The following is a 16,981-nucleotide window of genomic DNA, read 5'->3' as shown; positions in this document are numbered from 1 at the left end:
CCTCCCTCCGCTTGCTACCGGCCTGTTACGACAGGCCTTCGGCCCAGTCGTAGCCGGTCAGGTACGGGTCCGGCTTGATCGGTTCGCCGGAGTTCCACACCTCCTGGATCTGGCCGTCGGGCTGCACCACGCCGATCCTGGCCGTCTTGAAGACGTGCTGGTTGTCGCCGTCGATGGTGACGGTGCCTTCCGGTGCCTCGATGCTGATCCCGCCGGCGGCCTCCTTGACCGCCTCGACATCGGTGCTGCCGGCCGCCTCGACCGCCGCCGCCCACAGGTAGACCGCGTTGTAGCCGGCCTCCATCGGGTCGGAGGTGACCTTCTCCGCCCCGTACTTGGCCTTGAACGCCTCGACGAAGGCGGTGTTCCGCTCGCCCTCGGTGGTCTGGTAGTAGTTCCAGGCCACCAGGTGGCCGGCGACGTTGTCCGGGCCGATGCCGACGACCTCCTCCTCGGCGACGCTGACCGACACGGTCGGCATCGTCTCGGCGGTGACGCCGACGCTGGTCAGCTGCTTGAAGAAGGCCACGTTGCTGTCGCCGTTGAGGGTGTTGAACACCGCGTCGGGCTGGGCCTGCTGCAGCTTGTTGACCACGGTGCTGTACTCGGTGTGGCCCAGCGGGGTGTACTCCTCGCCGACGATCTGCATGCCGTTGGCCTCGGCGTACGCGGTGATGATCTTGTTGGCGGTACGCGGGAAGACGTAGTCGCTGCCGACCAGGAAGATCGTCTGGTGGCCCTGCTCGGCGAGGTAGTCCAGAGCCGGGACGATCTGCTGGTTGGTGGTGGCCCCGGTGTAGAAGATGTACTCGGAGCTCTCCAGCCCTTCGTACTGCACCGGGTACCACAGCAGCGCCTTGTTGCGTTCGAAGACCGGCAGCATCGCCTTGCGGCTGGCCGACGTCCAGCCACCGAAGACGGTGGCAACCTTGTCCTGGGATATGAGCTTCTGCGCCTTCTCGGCGAAGGTGGGCCAGTCCGACGCGCCGTCCTCGACGACGGGTTCGATCTGCTTGCCCAGCACGCCACCGGCGGCGTTGATCTCCTCGATCGCGAGCAACTCTGCGTCGCGTACGGTGACCTCGCTGATCGCCATGGTGCCGCTCAGCGAGTGCAGGATACCGACCTTGATGGTGTCGGAGTCACCGCCGCCACCGGCCGAGGACGTGGGGTCCTCTGCGCAGGCGGTCGCGGCAACCAACGTCGACAATATACAGAGTGCGGCGAGGCCGCCCCGGAAGCGTCGTGGCATCCAACTCCCCTTCAGCCGAAGTCGTGGTGCCACGAAACGTAGGGAGGCCGAGTTTCATAAATCTTGACCCATCGATTTCCAACGCGTTAAGCCCGTCTCACAACGAACCTGAACGGCTGTGCGGTCGACAGACCGGACGGACACGGTGGACGGGCCACACACGACGAAGGTCCCGTGGCCGACCAGCCGCGGGACCCGTATCTCATCGTTCGCGAAGTGCCGCGACAGGACTCACCGGCCGCGGGCGCGCCGCTCCTCCCGCCGGGCCTCGAACCGGGACGCCGTGGTGTCCAGTTGGGTCATCTGCGCGGCGATCTGGTCCCGGGCCGCCTCGCCGTCGGCGTCCAGCCCGGTGACGTTCCAGATGTCCCACTGGCGCAGCACCGGCGCGAGCACCTCGTCGCGGTGCTGCCGCAGGTCGTAGATGCCGGCCATGGCGATCGCCACCGACTTTCGGGCGAAGCCCTCGATGCCCACGCCCGGCATCTGGAAGTCGGCGACCACGTCCGCCACCGCCCGCATCGCCTGACTCGGCGCCAGTTCGAACGCCGCGCCGAGCAGGTTGCGGTAGAACATCATGTGCAGGTTCTCGTCGGCGGCGACCCGGGCCAGCAGCCGCTCGCAGAGCGGGTCACCGGTGGCCCGGCCGGTGTTGCGGTGCGAGATCCGGGTGGCCAGCTCCTGGAACGACACGTACGCCAGCGAGTGCAGCACCTCGTCGTCGTGCTGGTTGGCGTACCCGTTGGACATGTGCACCATCCGGGCCCGCTCCAGCGCGACCGGATCCACCGCCCGGGTGACGGTGAGGTAGTCCCGGATGGCGATGCCGTGCCGACCCTCCTCGGCGGTCCACCGGTGCACCCAGGTGCCCCAGGCGCCGTCGCGACCGAACAGGGTGGCGATCTCGCGGTGGTACGAGGGCAGGTTGTCCTCGGTGAGCAGGTTGACGATCAGCGCGGTACGGGCGACGTCCGGAATCTGCGTGTCCTCCGGCGACCACGGTTCACCGCCGAGCAGGCCGTCGAAGGTCCGCCCGTCGCTCCACGGCACGTACTCGTGGGGAAACCACTCCTTGGCCAGGCCGAGGTGCCGGTCAAGGTTCTCGGCGACCACCGGTTCGAGCTCGACGAGCAGCGCGGTCTGGGACATCGGGGTGGTGGTGGCGACGGTCAACGACGTTCTCCCTACCGGGGGTAACCTACGACTGCGTAACTTACGCAACCGTAGGTTATGTCGCGCCGCGCCGCCACTTTCCCGGATGATCTTGCGGCTATCGCTGCCGTATGTCCGCTATGTCGACCGGCCGGTCACCACCGGCTGGCGGTCCGCCGACGGCGGTGACCAGGCGTCGGCGGCCGCCGGCACCTGATCCCCCGAACGGATGTCCTTGACGCTGTCCGGCTCTCCGTCGACCCCGAGGAACCAGACGTACGGGATGTCACGGCGCTGCGCGTACCGGATCTGCTTGCCGAACTTGGCCGCCGACGGCGACACCTCCGTGGCGATCCCCCGCCGACGCAGCGCGTCGGCCACCCGGTTGCCGGCCGGCCGGTCAGTCTCTGCCGGCAGCGCCACCAGTACGCAGGTCGGCACCGGCCGGGAGATGGCCAGCGCGTCGGCGCCGAACAGCAGCCCCAGCAGCCGGGACACCCCGATCGAGATGCCGACGCCGGGGAAGCGGTCCGCCCCGGCCGAGGCGAGATCGTCGTAGCGGCCACCTGAGCAGATCGAGCCGAACCGCTCGTACCCCTGCAACTGGGTCTCGTAGACCGTGCCGGTGTAGTAGTCCAAGCCACGGGCGATGCGCAGGTCGGCGACGCACAGGCCGGGCGAGTGCGCGGCGGCCGTCTCCAGCACCGCGACCAGCTCGGTGAGCCCTTCATCGAGCAACGGGTGCTCGACGCCGAGGCCGCGTACCGCGTCGGCGACCGAGACGTCCGGCGCGGAGATCTCCGCCAGCGACAGGCAGGCCTTCGCCTGGCTGTCGCTCGCACCGGCCGTCTCGGCCAGCAGCTCAGCCACCCGCTGCGGGCCGGCCTTGTCCAGCTTGTCGATCGCCCGCAACGCGGCGTCCGGATCGGTCAACCCGATCCCCCGGTAGAAGCCCTCGCAGACCTTGCGGTTGTTCACCTGGATCCGCACCGGCGGGATCGGCAGGCTGGCCAGCGCGTCGCCGATGACCAGCGGCAGCTCGGCCTCGTGGTGCGGGGCCAGCTCGTCGCGGTCGACGATGTCGATGTCGGCCTGCAGAAACTCCCGGTAACGGCCCTCCTGCGGCCGTTCGCCGCGCCACACCTTCTGGATCTGGTAGCGGCGGAACGGGAACTGCAGTTTGCCGGCGTTCTCCAGCACGTACCGGGCGAACGGCACGGTCAGGTCGAAGTGCAGCCCGAGGGCGTCGTCACCGGCCTGCGCGTCCGGATCGGCCTGCAGCCGGCGCAGCAGGTAGACCTCCTTCGAGGTCTCCCCCTTGCGCAGCAGCTGGTCCAACGGCTCCACCGCGCGGGTCTCCAGCGGCGCGAACCCGTACAGCTCGAAGGTGTGCCGCAGCCGGTCGATGACGTACTGCTCGATCATCCGCTGCGGGGGCAGCCACTCCGGGAAACCGGAGATCGGCTTGGGCTTGCTCATCAGGTGCGTCCTTGTCACAGTCCGGTACGGCGGGCCGGGGCGGCGGTGCAGCCGCCGGCGGCCTCGTGCAGGTGGGGCGCGGCCGCGCGGGCGACCTCCTGGAGATAGGGGTTGCTCATGCGCTCCCGGCCGATGGTGGTGGCCGGGCCGTGGCCGGGCAGCACCACGGTGTCGTCGGCCAACGGCAGGACCTTGTCGCGCAGGCTGGTCAACATCGTCGGCATGCTGCCGCCGGGCAGATCGGTACGGCCGATCGAGCCGGCGAACAGCACGTCACCGGAGAGGCAGACCTGCTCGGCCTCCCACGGCGAGCCGGCGCCGGGCAGCCGGAACAGCACCGAGCCTCCGGTGTGGCCGGGAGCGTGGTCGACAGTTATCTCCAACCCGGCGAGCACCAGCGTGGCACCGTCGGTCAGCTCGGCCACGTCGTCCGGTTCGCTGTACGGCAGCCGGCCGCCGAACATCGCCGCCAGCTCCGCCGACAGGCCCTTCGCCGGGTCGGCCAGCAACTCCCGGTCGCCCGGATGCACGTACGCGGTGATGCCACGCGCCCCACAGACCGGCGCGACCGAGAAGGTGTGGTCAACATGGCCGTGGGTGAGCAGCACCGCCGCCGGATGCAGCCGGTGCTCGGCCAGCACCTGGTCCAGCTGGTCGAGCACCCCGATGCCGGGATCGACGACAACGCACTGCTCGCCCGGCCCGGCGGCCACCACGTAGCAGTTGGTGCCGAACGCCTGCGCCGGGAAGCCGGTGATGAGCACGCCTCTCCTCTCGGTAGGCCGGCCCGCGCGGGCCGCCGGAATCGTCTCCTCGTCGAGCCTAGCCGCCATGACACGCCGGGCCGCCAGGGCACACCCGCCGGCCCCCGCCCAGGCCGTGACGGCAGCGATGATCTCCGATTGGATACGGAGCGGACCTCGTACAACATTTTCCCAGCCGATACCCGTACACTCTTGCGGGCGTGTGGCGTGGCGCTCCGCAATGGCGCCCGGGTCCGGCACGCCCTCCGCAGGACACGTACCGACCCGCCGCACGGCGCAGGGATGATCAGGAAAGGGGAGCGCGGGTGGCCTCCAGCAGGGACCGGCAGCGCAAATTGGCGCGGGCGAAGCTCGACCGGCAGATGGCCCGGCGTGCCGCCGCGGCCCGGCGCAAGCGGCGGATCCGCGCCGGCGTGGGCGCCGGCCTCGCACTGCTGCTCATCGCCGGCGGCTCGGCCTGGGCGCTCGGCGCCTTCGAGGGCGAGCCGGAGACCCCGGAGGCCGCCGGCATCTGCACCTGGACCCCGCAGGACACGGCCGCCAACAGCAACCTCACCGACGTCGGCATGCCGGAGACCACCGACCCGCCGAACCGGGGGGTCCAGCCGATGACGATCACCACCAACCAGGGCGAGCCGATCACCGTCGAGCTCAATCTGGCCGCCGCGCCCTGCGCCGCCGCCAACTTCGCCCACCTGGCCAGCCGCAACTTCTTCGACGACACGACCTGCCACGAGATCACCGACGAGGGCGCGATCCTCTGCGGCGACCCGAGCGGCACCGGACAGGGCGGGCCGACGTACTCGTACTTCAGCGAGAACGTGCCGGTCTCGCCGCAGCTGGACCCGTCGGCCGACCCGACGGAGGCGCTGGCCGACCACCCGCCGCTCTACCCGGCCGGTACGGTCGCCGCGGTCGGCGTGCCGCAGGGCACCAACGGCAGCCAGTTCAAGATCTTCTTCGAGGACTACACCACCGAGTTCCCCTCGTACCCGATCATCGGGAAGGTGACCTCGGGGATGGACACGGTCGAGGCGATCGGTGCTCTCCCACTGGTGAACAACGCCGCCGGCGCCCAGGTGAAGCCGGAGACCGACGTGGTCATCCAGAGCCTGACCGTCGGCGAGCCGATCGGGGCCGACGAGACCGAGGCGACCCCGTCGACCGACCCGAGCACCTCGGCACCGGCCACCACCGACCCGTCGGCCACCGAGCCGGACGCGGAGGGCACCGACGGCACCGCCGGCCAGTCCTGACCAGACCAGACAACCCGAATCCAGGAGGATCCACCGTGACGTCGACCAGGGAGCGGCAGCGTGCCGCGGCTCGGGCCCGCCTCGAAAAGGAGATGGCCCAGCGCGCCGAGGCGGCCCGCAAGCGCCGCCAGTTGCAGGCCAGCATCGGTGCCGGCGTCGCCCTGCTGCTCGTGGCCGCGGGCACGGTGTGGCTGGTCGCCAGCCTCGGGGACGACGAGACCGGGACCACGCCCCAGGCCGACGGTGCCGACGCCGGCGTGACCTGCGTGTGGAACGAGATCCCCGCCGAGCAGCGCCGTGAGACGACCGTGGACGTCGGCGTGCCGCCGACCACCACGCCGCCGGACACCGGCACCCAGGTGATGACCCTGGACACCAACTTCGGTGAGATCCAGGTGGAGATGGACCTGTCCGAGGTGCCGTGCACGGCGGCCAGCTTCAGCCACCTGGCCAGCCAGCAGTTCTGGGACAACACCAAGTGCCACCGGATGTTCCCCGGCATGCTGCAGTGCGGTGACCCGAGCGCCAGCGGCGAAGGCTACCGGGACACCGACGGCACCGGCGGGCCCGGCTACCAGTTCGCCAACGAGAACCTGCCGGTCGACGACCGGCCCGCCTACCCGGCCGGGGTGGTGGCGATGGCCAACAGCGGCCCGGACACCAACGGCAGCCAGTTCTTCTTCATCTACCAGGACGTCGAGCTCAGCCCGGACTACACGGTGCTCGGCCGGGTCATCGAGGGCCTCGACGTCATCCAGGAGGCCACCGAGGCCGGTCACGACGGCGCGTTCGACCCGTCCCCCGGCGGCGGCCACCCCAACAACGACATCCTGATCAACTCGTTGACGGTGAGCGAGCCGCAGTAGTCCACCTGAGGGCTCGGCGGCCGGCAGCGCCGCCGAGTCCGCTGAGCCGGTACCAGTGCGCCAGGGCATCACCCGATGCCCTGGCGCATTGTTGTCAGGTGCCGGAGGTGACCCGGTAGGCGTCGAAGACGCCGTCGACCTTGCGGACCGCGTTGAGCAGATGGCCGAGGTGCTTCGGGTCGGCCATCTCGAACGAGAAGCGGCTGACCGCCACCCGGTCCCGGGTGGTGGTCACGGTCGCCGAGAGGATGTTCACCCGTTCCTCGGAGAGCACCCTGGTCACGTCGGCCAGCAGCTTGTGCCGGTCGAGCGCCTCGACCTGGATGGCGACGAGGAACGTCGACGCCGAGGTCAACTTCCAGCTGACCTCGACCAGCCGTTCCTGCTGCACCTTGAGCTCGGCCGCGTTGAAGCAGTCGTCGCGGTGCACGCTGACGCCGCCGGACCGGGTGACGAAGCCGAACACCGTATCCGGCGGGACCGGGGTGCAGCAGCGGGCCAGTTTGATCCAGACGTCGGTGACACCGCGTACCACCACGCCGGGGTCGGCGCCGTTGTGCCGCGCCCGGGGCGGGCGGGTCGCGACGGCCGACTCGGCCAGGTCCTCGGCGGCCCCTTCCTCGCCGCCGAGGCTGACCATCAGCCGCTGCACCACCGACTGCGCGGACACCTGGCTGTCGCCGACCGCCGCGTACAGCGCGGCGACGTCGGCCAGGTGCAGGTCGCGGGCGATCGCCATCAACGAGTCGGTGGTGAGCATCCGCTGCAACGGCATGCCCTGCTTGCGCATCGCCTTGGCGATCGCGTCCTTGCCGGTCTCGATCGCCTCCTCACGGCGTTCCTTGTTGAAGTACTGCCGGATCTTGGTGCGGGCCCGGGGGCTCTTGACGAAGCCCAGCCAGTCCTGGGTCGGGCCGGCGGTCGCCGACTTGGAGGTGAAGATCTCGATGACGTCGCCGTTGGACAGCGTCGACTCCAACGGCACCAGCTTGCCGTTGACCCGCGCCCCGATGCACTTGTGCCCCACCTCGGTGTGCACGGCGTAGGCGAAGTCGACCGGGGTGGAGCTGGTCGGCAGCGGGATCACGTCGCCCTTGGGGGTGAAGACGTAGACCTCCTGGCTGGACAGGTCGAACCGCAGCGCGTCGAGGAACTCGCTCGGGTCGCTCGCCTCCCGCTGCCAGTCGAGCAGTTGCCGCAGCCAGGTCATCTCGTCGATGTGCGCCGGCGGGCCGACGACGGTGGCGCCCTTCTGCTCCTTGTACTTCCAGTGCGCGGCGATGCCGAACTCGGCGGTGCGGTGCATCGCGTACGTGCGGATCTGCATCTCCACCGGCTTGCCGGTGGGCCCGATCACCGTGGTGTGCAGCGACTGGTACATGTTGAACTTCGGCATCGCGATGTAGTCCTTGAACCGGCCGGGGACCGGCTGCCAGTTCGCGTGGATCACGCCGAGCGCCGCGTAGCAGTCGCGGACCGTGTCGACCAGGATGCGTACGCCGACCAGGTCGTAGATGTCGTTGAAGTCCCGCCCCCGGACGATCATCTTCTGGTAGATCGAGTAGAGGTGCTTCGGCCGGCCGGTGACCTCCGCCCTGATCTTCGCGGCGCGCAGGTCGACCTGCACCTTCTGGGTCACCTTGCGCAGCTGGGTGTCGCGTTGCGGCTGGTGTTCCCCGATCAGCCGGTTGATCTCCTCGTACCGTTTCGGGAACAGCGTGCCGAAGGCCAGATCCTCCAGCTCCCACTTGACGGTGTTCATACCGAGCCGGTGGGCCAGCGGCGCCAGGATCTCCAGGGTCTCCTTGGCCTTCTGCTCCTGCTTCGCCTTGGGCAGGAAGGTCAGCGTCCGCATGTTGTGCAGCCGGTCGGCGAGCTTGATCACCAGGACCCGGGGGTCCTTCGCCATCGCCACCACCATCTTGCGGATGGTCTCGGCCTTGGCCGCATCGCCCAGCTTGACCCGGTCGAGCTTGGTGACCCCGTCGACCAGCAGTGACACCTCACCGCCGAAGTCGGCGCGCATCTCGTCCAGGGTGTAGTCGGTGTCCTCGATCGTGTCGTGCAGCAGCGCGGCGACCAGCGTCGTGGTGTCCATGCCGAGGTTGGCGAGGATGGTGGCGACCGCCAACGGATGCGTGATGTACGGATCGCCGGATTTGCGGTACTGCCCGGAGTGCCACTTGGAGGCCATCTCGAAGGCCCGCTGCAGCACCCGTGGGTCGGCCTTCGGGTGGCTCTGCTGGTGGGTGGCGATCAGCGGTTCCAGCACCTCGGGGATGTGCGGCGCCTGCCAGGGGGCGTTGAACCGGGCCAGCCGGGCCCGTACCCGACGCCCGGTCGGCGCACCGTTGAACGCGAAACCGTTGCCGGGCGCGGCCGCGCCAGGGTGGTCGCCCGCACCATTCGCCGCCGCAGCTGTCGCACCGTTCGCCGCCGCAGCTGTCGCACCGTTCGCCGCCGGGGGTGCCGCGCCGTTCGCCGCCGGGGGTGCCGCGCTGCGCTCACCGGCGACGTCGGGGCCGCCCGAATTGACGGCAGAGCTGGGTGCCTCGTCGTTGGTCACGCCCGCAGTGGGGTTGACCTCGCCAGTCGGATGCACAGTGCCCTCCATGGAAGGAGCGACGACGTCGGGGGACACCGGCCTCCCTCACCTCTGCCGGAACTCAGCCGACCGTATCGGGCTGAGCTGCTACCGCGCTAGCCAGGAGACAGCGCCCCTGACTGACAGGGACCGCAATATTACCCGTCCGGACGGTGCTGTGCCCGGCGGCCGAGCTGCTCGGTCGGCCGGCTCACACCCGCCACACGGCGTGCACCGACCGTGGCGCGAGCCGGTCCCGCCCGGCGAGAAAACCCAGCTCCAGCAGGACGGTGAAGCCCACCACCGTGCCACCGGCCCGGTCGACCAGGTCCAGGGTAGCGGCGGCGGTGCCGCCGGTCGCCAGCACGTCGTCGACCACCAGGACCCGCTGACCGGCGGTGAAGGCGTCCTGATGCACCTCCAGGACCGCCTCGCCGTACTCCAACGCGTACGAGGCGGAGAACGATGCCCGGGGCAGCTTGCCGGCCTTGCGGACCGGGACCACCCCGGTGCCGGTGGCGTACGCGATCGCCGCTGCCAGCACGAAACCCCGCGCCTCGATGCCGGCGACCACGTCGAAGGAGTCCGCTCCGTGGTGGGCGATGATCCGGTCGGTGATCTCCCGGAACGCCGGCCCGTCGGCGAACAGCGGCATCAGGTCCTTGAAGACGATGCCAGGTTTGGGAAAGTCCGGTACGTCGATGACCCGACTCGCCACCAACGCGGCCGTCTCGGCCCCACTGTCCCCGACGAGCACTGCCTCGGTCTCCGTCACCTTGCGCCCTTTCCGTGCCGGATGGGACCGGTGGTGTTCCGGCGGCGACAGTGCCTCCGGAACACCACCGAGGGAATCGTCAGCGACGCTTCGCGCCGCTGGGGCGCTTACGGCCCCCGCCGCCGGGTCGGCCGCCGCGACCGCCGCCGGACTGGCGCTTGCCGGCCGGCCGGGCACCGGCCTTCGGCGCGGTGCCGGCCAGAGCGGCGTCCGCCGCAGGCTCGGCGCCGACCGGCTCGTCGGCCGACGTCGTGGTCGAGGCACCGGCGCTGGTACGCGACCGCTTCGGTGCCTTGTCCCGCTCCGCCAGGGAGGACCGCTTGGCCTGCACCCGCTGGGTGTGCAGCTTGTACTTCGGCTCCTGCTCCTTGAGCACCGTCACCAGCGGCGAGGAGAAGAAGATCGAGGTGAAGAAGGCCGCGCCCATACCGACGAAGAGCACCAGGCCGAGGTCCTTGAGCGTGCCGGCGCCGAGCAGACCGGCCCCGATGAACAGCAGACCACCGACCGGCAGCAGCGCCACGATCGAGGTGTTGATCGACCGCATCAGGGTCTGGTTGACCGCGAGGTTGGCGGCCTCGCCGTACGTCTGGCTGCTGCCGCCGGTGACGCCCCGGGTGTTCTCCTGGATCTTGTCGAAGACCACCACGACGTCGTAGAGGGCGAAGCCGAGGATGGTCAGGAAGCCGATGATCGTCGACGGGGTGACCTCGAAGCCGGAGGCCGAGTAGATGCCGGCGGTCAGCAGCAGGTCGAGCACCAGACCGGCGACCGCCGCGATCGCCATCCGCGCCTCGAAGCGCAGCACCAGGTAGATGGTGACCAGCACCATGAAGACCAGCAGACCGAGCAGCGCCCGTTGGGTGACCTGGCCGCCCCAGGCACCGCTGACCCGGCTGTCGCTGATCGCCGACTGCTCGATGCCGAGCCGCTCGGCGAGACCCTGCTTGAAGGCTTCGGTCTGCTCGGAGCTGAGCTCAGCGGTGCGGAACAGGTAGGTGGTGCCGCCGACCTCCTGGCCGGAGACCACCTCGAGCGGCTCCTCGGTGTCCAGCTCGGCGAGCTCGGCGTCGAGGGCGTCCTCGGCCTGCGGCAGGGTGCCGACGCTCGCCGGCACCTGGAACTCGTTGCCGCCGCGGAAGTCGATGCCGAGGTTGAAGCCCCGGATCGCGACGCTCGCGATCGCGAGGACCACGACCACCGCGGCGATCACGAACCAGGTGTTGCGCCGCTTGACGATCGGGAGGTTGGCCTCACCCCGGTAGAGGCGTCCAGCGAAACCGCTCATGTCAGGCCTCCTTGACGCGCGGGTTGCGGATCGGGGTCTCGTCCTCGGTCTTCACCGCGCGGCCGAGGCCGCTGACCCGGGGAGACAGGAATGCCTTGGTCCGGGCCAGCATCGACATGATCGGGTGCCGGAACAGGAACACCACGACCAGGTCGAGCACGGTCGCCAGGCCGAGGGCGAAGGCGAAGCCCTTCACCGTACCGACCGAGACGATGTAGAGCACGACCGCCGCCATCAGGGTGATGGCGTTCGCCGAGATGATCGTCCGCCGGGCCCGCAGCCAGGCCCGGGGTACGGCGCTGCGGGGACTTCGACCCTCGCGTATCTCGTCCTTGAGGCGTTCGAAGTACAGCACGAACGAGTCGGCCGCCACACCCAGCGAGACGATCAGACCGGCGATCCCGGCGAGGGTGAGGGTGAAGCCGATCTGCCGGCCGAGCACCACCATCGCACCGAAGACCAGCAGCGCCGACAGGATCAGGCTGAGGAAGATCACGATGCCGAGCATCCGGTAGTAGAAGAACGAGTAGACCGCGACCAGCAGCATGCCGATGCCGGCGGCGAGCAGGCCGGCCCGCAGGTGCTCGGTGCCGAGGGTGGCGGAGATGCTCTGCGCCTCCTGCGCCTCGAAGGTCAACGGCAGCGCACCGTAGCGCAGGTTGCCGGCCAGCTCGTTGGCGGTGGCGAGGGTGAAGTCGCCGGTGATCTGCGAGTCGCCGGTGAGCACGCCCTGGATCTCCGGCGAGGAGATCACCTCGTTGTCGAGGACCACCGCGACCCGGCACTTGCCGTCCTGGCCGAGCGCGCTCGCGTCGCACTCCTGGTCGGTGTTGTTGAACGCCTCGCGGGTCAGCTCGGTCCAAGCCCGCTGGCCGGAGCCGGTGAAGTTCAGGCTGACCACCGGCTGGCCGGTGGTCTGGTCCAGCACACCGCTGGCGTCGCTGACGTCGGTGCCGACCACCTTTGCCTCGTCCAGCAGGTACTTGACCAGGCCCTCGCAGGCGACGACCTGCTGGGACTCGTCGCGGATCGAGCCGGCCTGGCGCAGCAGGAGCTTGTCGCAGGTCACGTACGGCACGTTGAACTGCACACCGGCCGGCAGCACCCGGATCTCCGCCGGGGTCAGCTCGCCGAACGGGGCCAGGGTCTCGGCCAGCGTCGGGTCGGCGCTGAAGTCGGCCGGCGCCTGCAGGCCGGTCGCCGCTGCCCAGGCCGCCTCGCCGACCTTCGCCTGGACCTCGGCGAGATCGGCCGGCCCGTCGGCGTCCGCATCGGCGGCGGGCGTCGGGGAGGCGCTCGGGCTCGCTTCGGGGCTGGGGCTGGCGTCGGGGCTGGCGGAGTCGGTCGGATCCGGCTGGGCCATGCCGCCCTCGCCACCGGCGGCCGGGCTCTGCTCGGCCTCCGCCTGCGGCGACGACTCCGCACCTGGCGACGCCTCGGCGTCGGGCGAGGCACCGGGCGACGGCGACGCGTCGGCACCCTCCTCGCCAGTGCCCTCGCTCGGCGTGGGGGACGCCTGCGGCTGGATCGGCTCACCCCCGTCGGTGGCCTTGAGCACCTTGCGGAACCGCAGCTCGGCCGCGTTACCGATCTCGGTGAGGTCGCGGTTCTGGCCGGGCAGCGAGACGACGATGTTGCGGTCGCCCTCGGTGACCACCTCGGCCTCGGAGACGCCGAGGCTGTTCACCCGGTTCTCGATGATGTCGCGGGCCCGCTCCAGCGAGGCGGCCGGCGGCGCGCTGCCGTCCTCGGTGGTCGCTTCCAGGGTGACCCGGGTGCCACCGATCAGGTCCAGGCCGAGTTTGGGCTCCAGCCGGTCCTGCCAGCTGCCGCTGGCTCCGGCGAAGAACACCATGAGGTAGAGGACGGCGAAGATGAGCCCGAGTGCGGCGAGTTGCCGCCCGGGGCGCATCTGTCCCTGAGGTGGTGCCACGGCGGTCCTGTCTCCCTGCGCGGTTCGGCCGCTGGTGCCCCGGGCGGCAGCGGTTGGTGCCACTGGTGCGAGCGGCGGTGGGGTGGTCGTCGTACCAGCCGCGACCGTCTGGTCGAGCGGTCGTGACCGGCAACACAACGATCAGTATCGTCGATGTAACTCGGGTCTGACGACCCGGGGTGGCTCAGTCTTTGGTCGGCACCTCGTCCGCCGGGGCGGACTCGGTCGTCGCGCTGGCGTCGGTCTTCGGCACCACCCGGGCGATCGCCGGTCGGGCGTAACGCTCGTGCACGCCGGGCGAGACCTCGAGCATCACCGTCTCGTCGTCCATGCTGGACACGGTGCCGTACAGGCCGCCGATGGTGACGACCTCGTCGCCGGCGCTGATCGACGACTGCATCTGCTCGGCTTCGCGGCGCCGCTTCTGCTGCGGCCGGATCATCATGAAGTACATGACGACAAAGAGCAGGCCGATCATCAGGATGGGCATGAAGCTGGCGCCGCCCGCGCCCTCTTGCGCCAAGAACACAACAACAACCTTTCGTCAGCCACTCGCGACGCCGTTACGCTCTGCGGAGGCGGGATCTCACGTGCCGTACAGACCGCGGCGAGTCTAGTCGCTGTGACTGTGAACTCCGTGATCGGCACGGATCACGTTCAGATCACGAGATAATCTAAGCCTCATCTGCGAATAAATCCGGCAGATTGGACACCGCGCCGCCGGCCGTACCGGACCGGGACTGAACACCCGGCACAGCCGGGCCGCCGAGCGTGCCCGGCGGCGGCACCCGGCCGAAATGCCGCCAGGTCGCCTCGGTCGCCACCCGCCCCCGGGGGGTACGGGCCAGCAGCCCCGCCCGCACCAGGAACGGCTCGCAGACCTCCTCGACGGTGTCCGGCTGCTCCCCCACCGCCACCGCCAGGGTGGACAACCCGACCGGGCCGCCACCGAACGAGCCGATCAACGCGGTCAGCACCGCCCGGTCCAGCCGGTCCAGACCCAGCTCGTCGACGTCGTACACGGCCAACGCCGCCCGGGCGGTCTCCCGGTCGACCACCCCGGCGGCCCGTACCTCGGCGTAGTCGCGGACCCGGCGCAGCAGCCGGTTGGCGATCCGCGGGGTGCCCCGGGACCGGCCGGCGATCTCCGCCGCCCCGTCCGGCGTGATCGGCACCGCGAGGATCCCCGCCGACCGGGTCAGCAGCACCTCCAGCTCGGTCGACTCGTAGAAGTCCAGATGCGCGACGAACCCGAACCGGTCCCGCATCGGCCCGGTCAGCAGACCGGCCCGGGTGGTCGCACCGACCAGGGTGAACGGCTCCACGTCCAGCGGGATCGCCGTCGCGCCCGGCCCCTTGCCGACCACCACGTCGACCCGGAAGTCCTCCATCGCGCTGTAGAGCAGCTCCTCGGCCGGCCGGGCGATCCGGTGGATCTCGTCGATGAACAGCACGTCGCCCTCGGCCAGGCTGGTCAGGATCGCCGCCAGGTCACCGGAGCGCTCGATCGCCGGCCCGCTGGTCACCCGGATACCCGAGCCCAGCTCGGCGGCGACGATGTTGGCCAGCGTCGTCTTGCCCAGCCCCGGCGGGCCGCTGAGCAAAATGTGGTCCGGCGGCGCGCCCCGGCCCATCGCGCCCCGCAGCAGCAGGTCCAGCTGGTCGCGGACCCGGTGCTGGGCGATGAACTCGGCCAGCCGGCGCGGCCGGACGCTGACCTCCGCGTCGCGTTCGGCGTCGCTGGCGTACGCCGATACCAGGCCCTCGACGTCGCCACTCACCGGCTCTTACCCAACAGCCTGATCGCCTGCTTGAGCAGCACCGGGACCGGCGGCGGCGGACCGTCCAGGCTCTCCGCCACGGCGGCCACCGCCTGGTCGGCCTGCCCGGCGGTCCAGCCCAGCCCGACCAACGCCTGCCGGACCTGCTCCGGCCAGGCCCCGGCGGTCACCCCGGCCGCGCCGTCGGCGCCCACCGACACCGGCCCGACCCGGTCCCGCAACTCCAGCACCAGCCGCTCGGCGCCCTTCTTGCCGATCCCCGGCACCCGGGTGAGCGCCGCCGTGTCGGCGTTCGCGATCGCCTTGCGCACCGCGTCCGGGGTGAGCACCGACAGCACCGCCTGCGCCAGCCGGGGCCCGACCCCGCTGGCCGTCTGCAGCAGCTCGAACAGCTGCTTCTCGTCGTCATCGGCGAAGCCGTACAGGGTGAGCGAGTCCTCGCGGACCACCAGGCTGGTGGCCAGCCGGGCCGGGCCGCCGGGGCGCAGGTTGGCCAGGGTGCCCGGGGCGCAGTGCACCGCCAGGCCGACCCCGCCGACCTCGATCACCGCGCTGTCCGGCGCGACCGCCAGCACCACCCCGCGCAGACTCGCGATCATCGGGCACCTCCGCTCCGGGCCGCCCGCTGTGCGGCGGCCAGCCGGTCATGCGTACCACCTCGCCAGATGTGGCAGATCGCCAGGGCGAGCGCGTCGGCGGCGTCCGCCGGGCGGGGCGGGCGGTCCAACCGCAGCAGCCGGGTGACCATCGCGGTCACCTGGGCCTTGTCGGCCTGACCGGAACCGGTCACCGCCGCCTTCACCTCGCTCGGGGTGTAGGTCCGCACCGGCAGCCCGGCCCGCGCGCCGGCCAGCACGGCCACCGCGCTGGCCTGCGCGGTGCCCATCACGGTACGCACGTTGTGCTGGCTGAACACCCGCTCGACCGCCACGCTGTGCGGCTGATGCTCGGCGACCAGCGCGGTCAGCCGCTCGTCGAGGTGCAGCAGTCGGTCCGGCAGGTCGTCGCCCGGGTCGGTCTGCACCACGTGGTACGCGACCAGCCGGCACGGCCGGCCCGGCACGCCCTCCACCACGCCGACTCCGCACCGGGTCAACCCCGGGTCGACACCGAGCACCCGCACCGCCGATCCTCCCCCAGCCGACACCACCGCCACACGTACGTGTGTTCGACACCCTAGCCAACCGGCAGCGGGCCGGGACAGCCGACACGCGTACCGGAGCCACCCGGCCGGTACGTCAGTTCAGCTGTACGTCGATGACCGCGTTCTGGCTCAGGTCGACCGCGTACTCCAGGCGCAGGCCGGTGGCGCCGGCCGGGACCTCGAACGGGACGTACCCCTCGACCGAATCACCGGGCGCGAGGGTGACCGCTTCCGGAGCTTCCCCGACCTCGGCGTCGTAGAAGGACGGTGCGTAGGTCTCGTCCGACTCATCGAGGAGGAAGAACTGCACAACGTTCGACTCCCAGGGGTCGGCGTCGACGTTCTCGATCTTGACCTGGAGGTACAGCACCTCGTTGCCCTCGCCGACCTCCCAGAACGAGGTGGCAGCGGCGGAGGTGCCGAACGATTCGACGGTGAGCCTGCGGCCGTTGAGTTCCTCGGTGAACGGTAGTGGATCCGTCGCCGCGGTGCGGGTGTCACCGCCGGCATCGGCGCCGTCGGCCGGCTCGTCGGCCTGCGATGGCGCCGTTGTCTCGTCGACGCTCGACGACGGCGTCCCCTCCGTCGACGAACAGCCTGTGGCGATGAGCCCGAGAACGCCGAGCACGGCGATCTGGGCAACTGCGGCAGCGAGTTTCCTGTTGGCCATCGTGTCCTCGTTTCCGGCTCTGTTTGCGACTGGGTCT

General features: G+C 70.5%; 15 protein-coding genes. 2 read left to right on the top strand and 13 right to left on the bottom strand.

Going from position 1 to position 16,981, the window contains the following annotated elements; translation table 11 throughout:
* Nucleotides 1–25 precede the first annotated feature (25 nt).
* The 4 genes from urtA to ACN27J_RS02155 all read right to left on the bottom strand — a co-directional run bounded on the left by urtA (nt 26) and on the right by ACN27J_RS02155 (nt 4,647).
* A complete protein-coding gene (gene urtA / locus ACN27J_RS02170; RefSeq protein WP_421362953.1) occupies nt 26–1,252 on the bottom strand; it encodes an urea ABC transporter substrate-binding protein in 1,227 nt (408 codons plus the stop codon).
* 231 nt (nt 1,253–1,483) lie between these two features.
* On the bottom strand, nt 1,484–2,401 hold the full coding sequence (locus tag ACN27J_RS02165; protein ID WP_278174465.1) for an acyl-ACP desaturase: 918 nt from the start codon (nt 2,399–2,401) through the stop codon (nt 1,484–1,486).
* 141 nt (nt 2,402–2,542) lie between these two features.
* Nucleotides 2,543–3,883 (bottom strand): histidine--tRNA ligase, encoded by a 1,341-nt coding sequence (hisS, locus tag ACN27J_RS02160; protein ID WP_421362951.1) that lies wholly within the window; start codon nt 3,881–3,883, stop codon nt 2,543–2,545.
* 14 nt (nt 3,884–3,897) lie between these two features.
* Complete coding sequence (locus ACN27J_RS02155; RefSeq protein ID WP_421362949.1) at nt 3,898–4,647, bottom strand: MBL fold metallo-hydrolase; 750 nt, start codon at nt 4,645–4,647, stop codon at nt 3,898–3,900.
* Nucleotides 4,648–4,952: 305 nt separating this feature from the next.
* Here ACN27J_RS02155 and ACN27J_RS02150 point away from each other — a divergent pair, with 305 nt between their 5' ends.
* Together ACN27J_RS02150 and ACN27J_RS02145 are read left to right on the top strand one after the other, a co-directional pair.
* A complete protein-coding gene (locus ACN27J_RS02150; protein WP_421362945.1) occupies nt 4,953–5,903 on the top strand; it encodes a peptidylprolyl isomerase in 951 nt (316 codons plus the stop codon).
* Nucleotides 5,904–5,938: 35 nt separating this feature from the next.
* Nucleotides 5,939–6,769, top strand: coding sequence for a peptidylprolyl isomerase (locus ACN27J_RS02145; protein WP_421362942.1), 831 nt, complete (start codon nt 5,939–5,941; stop codon nt 6,767–6,769).
* 94 nt (nt 6,770–6,863) lie between these two features.
* Here the strand turns inward: ACN27J_RS02145 and ACN27J_RS02140 are convergent, their stop codons facing one another.
* The 9 genes from ACN27J_RS02140 to ACN27J_RS02100 form a co-directional block, all read right to left on the bottom strand.
* Nucleotides 6,864–9,383: a RelA/SpoT family protein gene (locus ACN27J_RS02140; RefSeq protein WP_421362940.1), complete on the bottom strand. Its 2,520-nt coding sequence runs from the start codon at nt 9,381–9,383 to the stop codon at nt 6,864–6,866.
* A gap of 181 nt (nt 9,384–9,564) precedes the next feature.
* Nucleotides 9,565–10,128 (bottom strand): adenine phosphoribosyltransferase, encoded by a 564-nt coding sequence (locus ACN27J_RS02135; protein ID WP_278168616.1) that lies wholly within the window; start codon nt 10,126–10,128, stop codon nt 9,565–9,567.
* A gap of 79 nt (nt 10,129–10,207) precedes the next feature.
* A complete protein-coding gene (secF, locus tag ACN27J_RS02130; RefSeq protein ID WP_421362937.1) occupies nt 10,208–11,416 on the bottom strand; it encodes a protein translocase subunit SecF in 1,209 nt (402 codons plus the stop codon).
* Between the two features lies 1 nt (nt 11,417).
* Complete coding sequence (secD, locus tag ACN27J_RS02125) at nt 11,418–13,349, bottom strand: protein translocase subunit SecD (RefSeq protein WP_421362934.1); 1,932 nt, start codon at nt 13,347–13,349, stop codon at nt 11,418–11,420.
* 184 nt (nt 13,350–13,533) lie between these two features.
* Nucleotides 13,534–13,878, bottom strand: coding sequence for a preprotein translocase subunit YajC (gene yajC / locus ACN27J_RS02120; RefSeq protein ID WP_416556794.1), 345 nt, complete (start codon nt 13,876–13,878; stop codon nt 13,534–13,536).
* Nucleotides 13,879–14,023: 145 nt separating this feature from the next.
* Entirely contained in the window at nt 14,024–15,130 is a 1,107-nt protein-coding gene (gene ruvB / locus ACN27J_RS02115) for a Holliday junction branch migration DNA helicase RuvB (RefSeq protein WP_421362931.1), read from the bottom strand.
* Complete coding sequence (gene ruvA / locus ACN27J_RS02110) at nt 15,127–15,729, bottom strand: Holliday junction branch migration protein RuvA (RefSeq protein WP_421362928.1); 603 nt, start codon at nt 15,727–15,729, stop codon at nt 15,127–15,129. Before ruvA ends, ruvB begins: the two co-directional genes overlap by 4 nt.
* Nucleotides 15,726–16,253: a crossover junction endodeoxyribonuclease RuvC gene (gene ruvC / locus ACN27J_RS02105; RefSeq protein WP_421362925.1), complete on the bottom strand. Its 528-nt coding sequence runs from the start codon at nt 16,251–16,253 to the stop codon at nt 15,726–15,728. The genes ruvA and ruvC overlap by 4 nt, the downstream gene beginning before the upstream one ends.
* 115 nt (nt 16,254–16,368) lie before the next feature.
* Complete coding sequence (locus ACN27J_RS02100) at nt 16,369–16,944, bottom strand: DUF4352 domain-containing protein (protein WP_421362922.1); 576 nt, start codon at nt 16,942–16,944, stop codon at nt 16,369–16,371.
* Between the last annotated feature and the right edge of the window lie 37 nt (nt 16,945–16,981).

The organism is Solwaraspora sp. WMMB762, from assembly GCF_049179115.1.
GTDB lineage: Bacteria > Actinomycetota > Actinomycetes > Mycobacteriales > Micromonosporaceae > Micromonospora_E.
The sequence above is the reverse complement of the archived record's forward strand: the minus strand, read 5'-3'. Positions and strand labels throughout refer to the sequence as shown.

Bases quoted from the DNA above. Each gene is read 5' to 3' on its own strand.
- hisS (WP_421362951.1), bottom strand. From the start codon at position 3,883: ATGAGCAAGCCCAAGCCGATCTCCGGTTTCCCGGAGTGGCTGCCCCCG.
- urtA (WP_421362953.1), bottom strand. From the start codon at position 1,252: ATGCCACGACGCTTCCGGGGCGGCCTCGCCGCACTCTGTATATTGTCG.
- ruvA (WP_421362928.1), bottom strand. From the start codon at position 15,729: ATGATCGCGAGTCTGCGCGGGGTGGTGCTGGCGGTCGCGCCGGACAGC.
- ACN27J_RS02140 (WP_421362940.1), bottom strand. From the start codon at position 9,383: ATGGAGGGCACTGTGCATCCGACTGGCGAGGTCAACCCCACTGCGGGC.
- ACN27J_RS02100 (WP_421362922.1), bottom strand. From the start codon at position 16,944: ATGGCCAACAGGAAACTCGCTGCCGCAGTTGCCCAGATCGCCGTGCTC.
- secF (WP_421362937.1), bottom strand. From the start codon at position 11,416: ATGAGCGGTTTCGCTGGACGCCTCTACCGGGGTGAGGCCAACCTCCCG.
- ACN27J_RS02165 (WP_278174465.1), bottom strand. From the start codon at position 2,401: ATGTCCCAGACCGCGCTGCTCGTCGAGCTCGAACCGGTGGTCGCCGAG.